This is a genomic window from Paraglaciecola sp. G1-13, assembly GCF_055809255.1.
On the sequence record NZ_CM147903.1, the window covers coordinates 18,740 to 30,382 of the forward strand.

Genomic DNA, 11,643 nt, shown 5'->3' on the forward strand with positions numbered 1-11,643 from the left:
CTTTTTTTTACCCATAAATTAACGTTAATTTTATCGCTAATCTCAGTAAAATTAACATGTTAACTTCGCTTTATTGGTGAAGTGTATCTAACCGGATCTAACGTATGAATTGCTCAATGTTACACCATAAGTTTTACAAACTTGTTAAAGCCAGTGCTATGCTAGGCCTTGTTCTAGCGCCCTTTTCGCTAAGTGCTCAAGATAAAGAGCACAACGTTAATCTCATCAACGTGGCACACCATATCGAGACGCTCGCCTCTGATACCTTTCAAGGGAGAGGACCCCTAACGGAGGGGGAAACCTTAACGATTAACTATTTAGCCAAGCAGTATCAAGCGATGGGGTTGCAGGGCGGGAACCCACATGCACAGAAGTCGTCACCCGTAGCACAATTCCTACAACCTGTGCCCATGGCGCAGATTACGCCTGACCAAAACATGCGTTTACAAATAGGTGAGTTGTCTTTTCTCGCAGGAAGCGACTTCACCGCACGTACCGAACAGATTAACCCACAGATAACCCTTAACGATTCTGAATTAGTATTTGTCGGTTACGGGATCAACGCACCTGAGTATCAATGGAACGATTACGCCAATGTAGATGTTAAGGGCAAGACGGTTATCGTGTTAGTTAATGACCCAGGCTTTGCCACACAGAACCCAAGTTTGTTTACTGGCAATGCGATGACTTACTACGGTCGCTGGACATACAAGTACGAAGAAGCAGCCCGTCAGGGAGCAAAAGCCGTGCTGATTGTACATGAAACTGCGCCAGCAGCTTACCCCTGGAGTGTGGTAGAAAGCTCAAACACGGGTAGCAAGTATACATTGGTTGATAACGAGCAAAATAAATCCAAGTTACCGATTATGGGTTGGATACAGTTGGCCGCAACAGAGCAAGTGTTCGAACAGTCAGGCCTTAATTATCAACAACTTAAAGCACAAGCATTGCAGAGCAATTTTAGTCCAGTGACGTTGAAGCAAACTGCCAATTTACGTCTTAAAAACACCATTAGCCAAGCGACGTCACACAATGTACTGGCAACAATTACCGGCAGTAAATACCCGGACGAATACGTATTGGTAGGCGCACACTGGGATCATTTTGGTACTAAACAAACCGCCGATGGCGATATTATTTATAACGGCGCCGTAGACAATGCTTCTGGTGTTGCTGGCACATTAGAAATGGCGCGTATGCTCAAGGCACAACATGATGTTAAACCATTCGAACGTTCCATTTTATTCATTAATTTCACCGCAGAAGAAACGGGGTTGATTGGCTCAGAGCAATTCTCAAAAGGGGATATCATCCCTACCAAGAAGATGGTTGCCTTGCTTAACATTGATGGTATGAACGTGTTGGATAAAGTGGATTACATTCTGCAGTACGGTGACGGTTTATCCGACATGGAAGATTACCTTGCAAACGCAGCCAAAGCGCAAGGGCGGCGAGTAAAACTTGATCCTCGCCCCCAGAACGGCTTGTTTTTCCGCTCTGATCATTTTTCAATGGCTAAACAAGGTGTTCCGAGCTTGTTGTTTATGAGCTTAGGGGACACAGACCCTGATTATATCGCCCATAAATATCATAAAGCAGCAGATGACTTTTCAGCTGATTGGTCACTGGGTGGCGTAGAGCAAGACATTAAATTGATGGTCAATATTACCGCGACGTTAGCAAACTCGAGAGACTGGCCAAAGTGGAAGATGGCCTCTGACTTTAAAGCGAGCCGTGAAGCTGACTTAGCCAAGTAATCTGTGTAACAATTAGCCAAAAGATGTTAACTGGCGCGAATTAATGCTAACTAGCGCGCATCAAAGCGAACAAGCATATAACCGTGCGATAAATAGAGAGACATGATGGGTAAATTAAGGTTTGTGGTCTTAGCCATAATAGGCAGTGTCACTTGGGGGAACGCATTTGCAGAAGGCTTTGCAGATGGCCCTGTTATTTTTGGTTACGGACAACACGCGCCAGTAAAACAGGACGTTACATTACCAAAAGACACGGTATTTAAACTGACTTTTGATATTGACCAAGCAGGCAAAGAGGGAGCACTCAACCGCGGTATTGATACGGTAGCGCGTTTTATTAACATGCATGTTGCGAACGGCGTGCCGCTGGAAAATCTACATCTCGCTATGGTGATCCATGGTAGTGCCAGCAACGAAATGCTTAATACGAAGGCGTATAAGCAAAAATATGGCAAACCCAATCCAAATGCTGAACTGCTCAGCACCTTGATAGCCAATGGTGTGCAAATCATGCTGTGCGGGCAATCGGCTTATTATCATCAGATTGCCAACGATGACTTAATCGATGGCGTTGATATGGTGCTATCCGCTATGACCGCCCATATATTGTTGCATCAACAAGGGTATTACGTGAATCCTTTTTGAGGGGAGAGTGCTTACCACTATGTAGATAATTTGACGCATATCCATAATCAAATTTACTGCACGTGATAACTTAAAATCGATGAACGATTCAGCCATTCAAATCGGCTTACCTTGTGCCTATCCGTTGTTGTGTCAATGGATCGGGGTTGCTCTCATTTTGGCTTTTGTGTTGGGCTTAGTTGCAATTGTTTACTCTGTATTAAAAGATAAAAAACGGCAAAAAATGAAACGCGATCAACGGCGACAGCAACGCGCCCAGGAGAAGAAGCATTGAAGAGTAGCGCTGCTCAGGTGATTGATGGTGATTTGCACTTGCGTATTTATACACAACCCAAAGCGTCTCGTGACGAAGTGGTGGGCCTCCACGGTGATGAGCTTAAGGTTGCGATCACCGCACCGCCCGTTGACGGTAAAGCCAATACGCATTTGATTAAATATTTAGCCAAGCAGTGCGGCGTGGCTAAATCGAAAGTGATGATTACCAAAGGCCAATTAAACCGGCACAAAACAGTGCTTATTTCAAAGCCGCTAATCATACCTAAGGCCATTCAACAACATGTCGCAGATCACAGTAGTTAACCTGAGTTAACGCTTACCTGTGTTAGCATCGAATGCATGAATGAGGAAGTTTTTGTATTTAGATTATGAACAGTTTGAGGCTGTGAATAATTTGATGTTATGAAGAATGAGGTTCAAATACTATGAAACGTTGTGCTTTTTTATCTACCGATAATCTAGAAGGGTACTTTGTTTACGACGAACTATTATACGAACCGCTAAAGCAACAAGGCTGGCAGGTTGAGGCGGTGTCTTGGCACGATAACACAGTGGATTGGGATCGTTTTGATGTGGTAGTGGTGCGCAGCACGTGGGACTATCAACAGCATGCCAAAGCGTTTATGCGGTGCTTACAGCGAATTGAAGATTCTAGCGCGATATTGGCCAATAGCTTACGGTTATTAACGTGGAATATTAGTAAAGAGTATTTAAAAGATATAGCCAGTCAGGGGATCGCAATTGTGCCCACCCTATGGCTAGACACGTTCGATTTAGCACAAGTCAGCGCGGGTTTTGAGCGTTTTAATTGTGATAGGTTGGTGATCAAACCGTGTGTTAGCGCTAATGCTGATCACACTTACATGCTCGACCGAGAGCAGTTACTTGCCCAATCAAAAAATCTTGCTGAGGTCTTTAACGGGCGGGCGTTTATGGTTCAACCCTTTGTTGAAGCCGTGGTAACCCAAGGGGAGTATTCGCTCTTTTACTTTAACGGTCACTTTAGCCACGCAATTTTAAAAACACCTGAGCCAGGTGATTTTAGAGTACAAGAAGAGCATGGTGGCAGTTTACAAGCTGTTGAGCCTGATGAAGAAATGCTTACTCAAGCTCGCCATACTATGGCGTCGCTGCCAGATGATGCCTTGTATGCACGCATCGATTTACTGCGTTATCAAGGTGAGTACGTGGTGATTGAAATTGAGCTGATTGAACCGAGTCTGTACTTCAATATGGATGCTAACGCTCCAGCTAATTTTGTTGAGGCTTTCATGGAATCATTTGGGAAAGGTTAGCGCTTTATCAGCCGGCGAGCAGGATTTTTATCTGTAGCTGAGCCAGCAATTACAAGCCAGCTATGGCAACATGTTTGAATATGGCCCATTATTTTTGACCATACGCGTGGATATCGAAGTATTAAAGCGTTGTACGCCGGGTAATCTGCTCAACTGTGCCCTTAACAGCTCATCAAATGCCTCGATGTCAGTCGCAAGTATCTCCAGCACATAATCTGAATCCCCAGTGACAGCATGACAAGAGCGCACTGAAGCGTGTTCGATAATCGCCTTTTCAAACGCCTGATAATGTTCAAAATCGACCACCACATGCACCAATGCCCGAATGCTTAAGCCCAGCGCCTTGGTATTTAGTTGGGCGCTATATCCTTCAATAACCCCTGCCGATTGCAATTGCTGCACTTTATTCCAACAGGGTGTTTTACTGATACCTAGGGTATCACCTAGGTTTGCGAATGACATGCGACCATCTTTTTCCAAGGCATTGATGATTTTTATACTGCTTTTATCTAACACTTGTTTCTTCATATGTGAAATAACCAGAACGTTGTTCTTAAAAATCGCTTTCAATCAGTATAAATAGAACAATGTTCGAAGGCGAGTACTCTAGCATGATAGGCATTATTGACGTGTGACGTCACGCAGCCAAACTGAGCAAGGATAATGTCTATGAATAAGCCTGAAACGCCCGATACTATTTTTCGCCAAAAGTACCATGCCCTACTTGATAAACCAGAGATGCTTGATTACGGCACTTATTTACATTGTCAGCAGTTGCTGAGTGCGCAAAAACCGTTAACCGAGCTGTGCAATGGCGACGAGTTACAGTTTCAAATAGTGCATCAAGTGGAAGAGTTGTGGATGAAACTCGCCATTTATACGCTGGTGGATATATTGGAATTCATGCAGCAGGAAAACACCCTGCGTGTAGTGACACTTATGAAGCGAGTCAGTTTTATTCAGCGCATGATGAGTCAGCAATTGGATTTACTCGAAACCATGTCCCCAAAAGAGTATCAGCAAATTCGTTTGCAACTTGGCAATGGTAGCGGCCAAGAGTCACCTGGTTTTCGTACGTTATTGAAAATGCCAACCGACTTATGGAGCGTGTTCAACGAGCAATACTTAGTAGGGCGAAATAAAAACATCGAGCAAGTATACGATAGCCAATACAGTCACGACGAAAGTTACGTTGTGGCCGAGTGCTTGGCTGAATTTGACGAGCAATTACAAAAGTTTCGTAGTCTGCATATTTTTTTAATTCAACGTTCAATTGGCCTTGAGGCTAAGTCGTTGAAAGGGCGAGCGGTTACGCTATTGGAAAATGGCGCGAAACATCGATTTTTCCCTGAATTGTGGCAGGTGCGTAGCAGCATGACGGACAGCTGGGGCAGCGCTTATGGTGAAGTGCGAGAGTCAATCCATGAGGTTAATAACCAAGTTGGTGGAGGTTGCCCGTTTCATCAAAATCCTAGTGAGGCCCTATAGTGCAAGATGCCAATCAGCAGTTTTCTTTACCTAAGGGGATGTATCTACTCAGCCATTCGGTGGGTTGCATGCCTGTGCTGACACGCAGCTTAGTGGGACAAACTTATTTCGAACCTTGGCAGCAAAAAGGTGGGGATGCTTGGCCGCAGTGGCTAACGATTATCGAGCAATTTTGTGATGAATTGGGCACCTTGTTTAATGCCAGCTCAGCGGATTTTTGCCCTCAACCCAGTGTTTCAAGTGGGTTGAATCAATACTTACAGTCTCTTGGGGGCGTTCAGTTAAAAAACGCCGATAGACCCGCAACCCGCAAACGCACAGTATTAATGCATGCGTCAGCATTTCCGTCTATGGGCTTCGTTGTTCAAGGGTTGGCAGCTTACGGTTTTGAGCTGACGTTAATAGACAAGGATATTGACCCGAATGACGTTGCAGCTTGGCAAGCTCACTTAACTGAAGATGTAGAGGTGGTATTGATCACCCATGTGCACTCAAACAGCGGTGTGTTATCAAACGTAGCTGATATAAGCGCCCTGTGCCGGGCAAAGAATATTCGAGTAGTTGTGGATGTGGCGCAATCGGTAGGGGTTGTGCCGATTGATTTACAAACGTGGGACGTTGATGTGATCTTAGGCTCATGCGTCAAATGGTTGTGTGGTGGACCCGGAGCTGGCTTTATGTGGATAAACCCAAAGCATATTAATGCACTTGAACCAAAACAATTGGGCTGGTTTTCTCATCAAAACCCGTTTGAGTTTGATATCGAACACTTTGCGTTTGCAGATGCAGCAAAGCGCTTTTGGGGGGGCACGCCGAGTATCTTACCCTATGCCACAGCGCTGGTAGGTGTGCAGCAAGTCAACCAAATCGGATCACAAAGCTTATTCGAACACAGTAAAACGTTACAAAGAGTCGTGCTAGCCGATGCCGCCGAGCATGTGTTAACGCCGATTGATGTAGCGCAAACAGGCGGCACTTTGTGTGTGCATTTATCAGAGCCTAAGCTCACCCAATTGGAAAGGGACTTGCACGCAGCCAATGCGTATTTCGATCGAAGGGGCGATTGTCTGCGCCTGTCGTGGCATATTTACAACACAGAGCAAGAGGCACAACGTGTTGCTCAAATGTTTAAGGACTTGTAGGCAAGCACGGTCGGCAAAGCTTCGGATTAGCCTTCATATTTCGCTGTTACTGTTCGATGATGAAACGTCATCGTCGTACATCGCTTGTGTCTAACGCCGCCAAAAATTCGCTGAAGTGATTAAAGACCCAATCGGCCTGGTCGGCATATTCTGGGAGTTCACCTGGGGCAAATAAACAAGCAAGCATACCTGCGTTTTTCGCTGCTTGAATGTCATACAGATAATCCCCTACGTAGGCGAGTTGGTGAACGGGTAATTGCCACAATGTGGCGATGTGCAATAACGCTTGCGGATCAGGTTTAGGCGCAGCGTCTTCTCTGGTTACTATGGGATCAAACAGCGAAGCATGGTGCTTTAGCTTATGTTGAGTTGCAGGCTGGCTATTGCGCGTAACAATAGCGACAGGTTGCTGTGCGCTCGCTAGGCACTGAATCAATGGCAGGGCGCCGTCTATCCACAGGGCATTTTGCGCGTCTTGCAGTTCGTAATCCGCCACAATTCTATTCGCCACTATTTGCTGCGCTTCGTCTAATCCCTCGATAAAACGCAATATGTCTTGTTTCGGTGGGCAACCGACTTGTTCGCGCAGGTATATGAAATCTAGCTTTGAGGTCACCAATGTACCATCAAGATCAAAGATGAAACCTTTGATTTGATTGATAGGATGTGGGTTGGTTGGGCTTGTCCGGTTAATCACTTTTCTCCCTAGCCAGAGTGGTCAGTTTACGTGCTTGCTTCTGATATGCATCGTGTTTCATGGTTAGCGCTATTTGGTTCAGTCTTATTCAACGTGGGCCAACATGTCATTCGACGGGCTAAAAATGCCGTTCGTCGCGTCACAGTAAAAACAGTCATTTGCGGTGTAATATTTTTCGTTTTTCTCGGTCTGGTGCTGTATCTACTTTTGTTGTAGTTATCCAGCCAATCGCTGTTGCACAAGCAGGCGTGGCGCTTTTTTAAATTCACTAACGCCGACATAGCGACCAGCTTACTATTAATAAGCTGTAAATAGTGACAATCAAGGAATCAAAAATGAGTGAAGCGGTATCTAACGATGTAAGAACCCGTCTACAGTGGTCTTTATTGGCTCTACGCCTTGGGGTGTTTATTGTGATGTTTATTTGGACAATGGACAAATTCGTTAATCCAGGCCATAGCATCGCTATCTTCGAGAAGTTTTATTCTATTCCTGGCTTAGGTGAGACGGTTGCCTACATTATGGGCGCTTTGCAGCTACTGTTGGTATTGGCGTTTGTGGCGGGCATTAAAAAACGTTTCACTTATGGGCTCATTTTCTTAATGCACGGAGGCTCTACGCTTTCAGCTTTTGCTCAATACTTTGATGCGTTCAATAACCTATTGTTCTTTGCCGCATGGCCTATGTGGGCAGCATGTTTCGCGCTATACCTATTACGTGACGAAGACACTAAGTTTACATTAGGGAAATAGCCTGCTTTTTATCACTTCATACTTGCTTACTTCATATTTGAGCATTTCATGTAGTGGCCACTGAGTCAGTAAAAAAAGCCGATAGGGTCACTTCAAACTCATCGGCTTTTGCGCTTTTATAAGCTGTGCTTATTCACCATCATAAATATAAAATATTCAATGTTATTAAATAGTTGCCATGATCGGTTACGTCATCTATTTGTCATAAAATGGTCATGTAAGTTTCGCATTTACTGAGTACCTTTGCTGCGCTTATATCGCAGTCACTCTTAAATGGAACACACATGACAACAATAACATCCTCTATTTTTACCGTCAGTAAGCTAGCCCTTCTTGTTGCAGGGTTTATTGGAACGAATGCTTACGGGCAGACGTCACGTAATCAGCATCAAATCGAAGAAATTACCGTGACGGCGCAAAAACGCGATCAGTCAATTCAAGATGTGCCTGTCAGTATCAGTGCCTACGATGGTGCGTTGCTTGAGAGTTTAGGGGTTGCCGAGCTCGACACCTTATCCGAAATAACCCCTGGTTTGGTGATTCAAGAACAAAGCCCGAACAACCCGGGTTTCGTTATTCGGGGGATTACGTCAGACAGTGGTTCGTCACAGGCGGCACCTCGTGTGTCGATTTACTATAACGGTGCTGACGTATCCCGCTCTCGGGGCTCGTATTTTGAATTGTTTGATATAGAGCGTATTGAAGTGGTTAAAGGCCCGCAAGCGACCCTGTTTGGCACGGCAGCATCAGTGGGTGCGTTAAGTGTTATCACCCGCAAACCCCAAGAAGAATTCGGTGCAGAAATAAAGGCCAGTGTGGGCAATTATTCAGCTGAAACCCTCAGTGGGTTCGTGACTGGCGGCAATAGCCAAGTGCAGGGTCGATTGGCGTTTAGCTATCGCCAACGTGATGGTTTCATTCGTAATATTGCCGGGGAAGCGGGTTCGCAAAACCCTGACGGATTCGATCAGGAAGACATGCATGGTATTGAGCGCACAGCGTTTCGCCCGTCGCTACGTTTTACACCCAGTGATGAGCTGACCATAGACTTGGTTTATACCCACGAAAAAAATGACGACACGGGTACATCGTTTAAAAATGGCTTATTTGCACCCACTGGTGGCGATACCAGCGCATTTAGTTTTGTGGAAATGTCAGGTAGCCCATTATCCCAAGAGGTGTTTGGCCGCAAAGATTTGGGCGTAGAACGCACCGTTGACGATCTGAACCTAACGGTTAATTGGGATATTAACCAAGACTTAACGTTTACCTCAATCACCGCTTCTCGTCGCTTTGATTCACTGGAAGTATTTGATGCCGATGGCACGCAAGCGTGGTTCTTAGAATTTGCTGAAGATGCCACTGGTGATCAATTCAGCCAAGAATTTCGCATGATCCATCAAGGTGACAAGCTGACTACTATCGCCGGTGTGAGCTATTTCACCGAAGACGGTAGTCAAGCAGTGCCATTTAGCACAGAGGAATCTGTCTTTTTGAACTGCCTAGGGGCCTTTGCTGCTCTTGCGCAGCCATGCGTAGCAAACGATGGCTCTGTTCCTGTGCTCACGCCCATTTTAACTGAAGGGGCTGCTCAGCTTTTGCCGTATCGTTTAGAGTTTGAAAACTACGGCGAGACCGATGCTTACTCGGCGTTCGCTGATGTGACTTATGACGTGAATGAGGCGCTAGAGCTAACCGCCGGTTTACGCTATGTGCGTGAAGACAAAAAAAGTGGTTATCGCTCAGATGCGCCTGCAAGTGTATTAACTGGCAGTGAACTGTTTACCGTGGACACAGAAGGTCAGATTTTCCGTGCTGAAGAAGACTACGATGATTGGTTGCCACGCTTTAATATGTTGTACGTCTTAAATGAAGACATCAATATGTACGCGACCATTTCTAAAGGTCGCCGCTCTGATGTGTTGAATGTGACGTCAGTTCGCGGGGAAGATGGCTCGGGTGAGAAGTCTGTTACTGAAATCCCAGCTGAGATCATCTGGAACTACGAAGCGGGCATCAAAGGACAAGCGTTCGATAAATCTGTGAATTATAACGCCTCGGTGTTTTATCAAGACTATTCAAATTTCCAAGTTACTTTGTTAGATGACGAGGGCGTGGCATATGCCGCAGATGCTGGCTCGGCGACCAATGTTGGCGCTGAAGCAGAAGTGCGTGCCCTGTTAGGTGCTGATTTTGAGCTATTCGCTAATCTAGCTTATTTAGATGCAACCATAGACGACGACAGCACAAACGGTGACCTAGCGGGCAATCGCTTTCGCTTGCAGCCGGAATGGACAGCTAGTGTCGGCATGTTCTACGCGACTGCACTTTCGCAAGGTTATAACCTAACGAGTTCTTTAGTGTACAGCTACCGCTCAGACGTGTTCTTTGAACCGGCGAATGCACCAATATCAGGTTTAGACATCAGCGAAGATTCCGTCAGCTTAGTCAGTGCCCGCATCGGTATTGCAGGTGCGGATGAAGATTGGGCAGTAAACTTGTTTGCCAGTAACTTGCTTGATAAAGAATATCTAGTGGACGCAGGTAATACCGGTGGCGGCTTTGGCAACCCAACTTTTGTCGCGGGGGCCCCACGCTTTTACGGCATCGAGTTCAAAATGCGTTTTGGCGAGTAGATAAACGTATGACCAGCGCTCTGTGCAAGTATGCACAAGAGCGTCAGTAACAATTGAAAGCCTGTACCCCGTTTCAGCACGTCGCTAAAACGGGGTTTTTAGTAAAGGGAGACACCGTAAATTCAATATTGCGGAATATAAATTCCTCTGCATCAACAGAATTATCATGGTAGCGTTTCAACTCAGTCTATTTAGTGGGAGGTTTTATGGCACAGTGGTTAGACGCAAAGGTCACAAAGCGGATTGATTGGAACGACCATCTTTTTAGCTTACGTTTTCAGTGCGCTGATTTTCCTGAATATACTCCGGGCCAATTTACTAAAGTCGGCATCGCTCAAGATGACACCGTCATTTCTAGGCCTTATTCTTTAGTCAGCCACCCACGTAACAGCGAATTGGAAATTATGGCTGTGCCGGTAGAGGAAGGCATTTTGTCACCTAAATTACATGAATTACATGAAGGTGATGGGCTAAAGGTTATGGCGCCAGCGACGGGCTTTTTGGTGTTAAATGAAGTACCTGACAGCGACAATATTTGGCTGATTGCCACAGGCACAGGAGTTGGGCCTTTTCTATCTATTCTTGCGGGCGAAGAGATTTGGCAGCGGTATAAAAAAGTTGTTTTAGTCTACGCGGCCCGGTATCAAAATGACTTGGCGTACGGCGAATTTATTAAACAGTGTAAAAGCCAACACTCAGATCAATTTAGTTACCTACCTATTGTCAGTCGAGAAGAAGGTAAAGGTGCATTGCACGGGCGTATACCTGAATTATTGCAATCAGGAGCTATCATCAACACAGCCAATACGCCCTTAAGCGCCCAGCAAAGTCAGGTCATGTTGTGCGGCAATCCACAAATGATCGAAGAGGCTATGGCGACGCTAAAAAACATGGGGCTAAAGAAGCATCTACGTCGCTCACCAGGTCAGATCACGCAGGAGCGTTACTGGTAGTT

General features: G+C 45.5%; 11 protein-coding genes. 9 read left to right on the forward strand and 2 right to left on the reverse strand.

All coding sequences use genetic code 11. The features are described 5' to 3' along the window. Nucleotides 1-104 precede the first annotated feature (104 nt). The 4 genes from AC0L6N_RS00065 (at nucleotide 105) to AC0L6N_RS00080 (ending at nucleotide 3,973) form a co-directional block, all read left to right on the forward strand. Nucleotides 105-1,757: a M28 family metallopeptidase gene (locus AC0L6N_RS00065; protein WP_473477783.1), complete on the forward strand. Its 1,653-nt coding sequence runs from the start codon at nucleotides 105-107 to the stop codon at nucleotides 1,755-1,757. Nucleotides 1,758-1,859: 102 nt separating this feature from the next. Continuing rightward, a complete protein-coding gene (locus AC0L6N_RS00070) occupies nucleotides 1,860-2,402 on the forward strand; it encodes a DsrE family protein (protein ID WP_473477786.1) in 543 nt (180 codons plus the stop codon). A gap of 270 nt (nucleotides 2,403-2,672) precedes the next feature. Next, a complete protein-coding gene (gene yggU, locus AC0L6N_RS00075) occupies nucleotides 2,673-2,981 on the forward strand; it encodes a DUF167 family protein YggU (RefSeq protein ID WP_473477788.1) in 309 nt (102 codons plus the stop codon). 122 nt (nucleotides 2,982-3,103) lie between these two features. Next, on the forward strand, nucleotides 3,104-3,973 hold the full coding sequence (locus AC0L6N_RS00080; RefSeq protein WP_473477789.1) for an ATP-grasp domain-containing protein: 870 nt from the start codon (nucleotides 3,104-3,106) through the stop codon (nucleotides 3,971-3,973). Nucleotides 3,974-4,033: 60 nt separating this feature from the next. Here AC0L6N_RS00080 and AC0L6N_RS00085 read toward each other — a convergent pair whose 3' ends face one another. Beyond that, nucleotides 4,034-4,501, reverse strand: coding sequence for an Lrp/AsnC family transcriptional regulator (locus tag AC0L6N_RS00085; protein ID WP_011573336.1), 468 nt, complete (start codon nucleotides 4,499-4,501; stop codon nucleotides 4,034-4,036). A gap of 141 nt (nucleotides 4,502-4,642) precedes the next feature. Here AC0L6N_RS00085 and AC0L6N_RS00090 point away from each other — a divergent pair, with 141 nt between their 5' ends. Both AC0L6N_RS00090 and AC0L6N_RS00095 read left to right on the forward strand, forming a co-directional pair. Continuing rightward, nucleotides 4,643-5,461, forward strand: a complete 819-nt coding sequence (locus tag AC0L6N_RS00090; RefSeq protein WP_473477792.1) for a tryptophan 2,3-dioxygenase family protein — start codon at nucleotides 4,643-4,645, stop codon at nucleotides 5,459-5,461. Continuing rightward, on the forward strand, nucleotides 5,461-6,603 hold the full coding sequence (locus AC0L6N_RS00095) for an aminotransferase class V-fold PLP-dependent enzyme (protein WP_473477795.1): 1,143 nt from the start codon (nucleotides 5,461-5,463) through the stop codon (nucleotides 6,601-6,603). The genes AC0L6N_RS00090 and AC0L6N_RS00095 overlap by 1 nt, the downstream gene beginning before the upstream one ends. Before the next feature lie 67 nt (nucleotides 6,604-6,670). On the opposite strand, the gene AC0L6N_RS00100 is transcribed toward AC0L6N_RS00095, so the two are convergent. Next, nucleotides 6,671-7,300: an HAD family hydrolase gene (locus tag AC0L6N_RS00100; protein ID WP_473477796.1), complete on the reverse strand. Its 630-nt coding sequence runs from the start codon at nucleotides 7,298-7,300 to the stop codon at nucleotides 6,671-6,673. A gap of 335 nt (nucleotides 7,301-7,635) precedes the next feature. Here AC0L6N_RS00100 and AC0L6N_RS00105 point away from each other — a divergent pair, with 335 nt between their 5' ends. The 3 genes from AC0L6N_RS00105 (at nucleotide 7,636) to AC0L6N_RS00115 (ending at nucleotide 11,641) form a co-directional block, all read left to right on the forward strand. Next, nucleotides 7,636-8,052, forward strand: a complete 417-nt coding sequence (locus AC0L6N_RS00105) for a hypothetical protein (protein ID WP_473477798.1) — start codon at nucleotides 7,636-7,638, stop codon at nucleotides 8,050-8,052. Nucleotides 8,053-8,336: 284 nt separating this feature from the next. Continuing rightward, nucleotides 8,337-10,688 (forward strand): TonB-dependent receptor, encoded by a 2,352-nt coding sequence (locus tag AC0L6N_RS00110; RefSeq protein WP_473477800.1) that lies wholly within the window; start codon nucleotides 8,337-8,339, stop codon nucleotides 10,686-10,688. 206 nt (nucleotides 10,689-10,894) lie between these two features. Then, entirely contained in the window at nucleotides 10,895-11,641 is a 747-nt protein-coding gene (locus tag AC0L6N_RS00115; RefSeq protein WP_473477801.1) for a ferredoxin--NADP reductase, read from the forward strand. Nucleotides 11,642-11,643 lie beyond the last annotated feature (2 nt).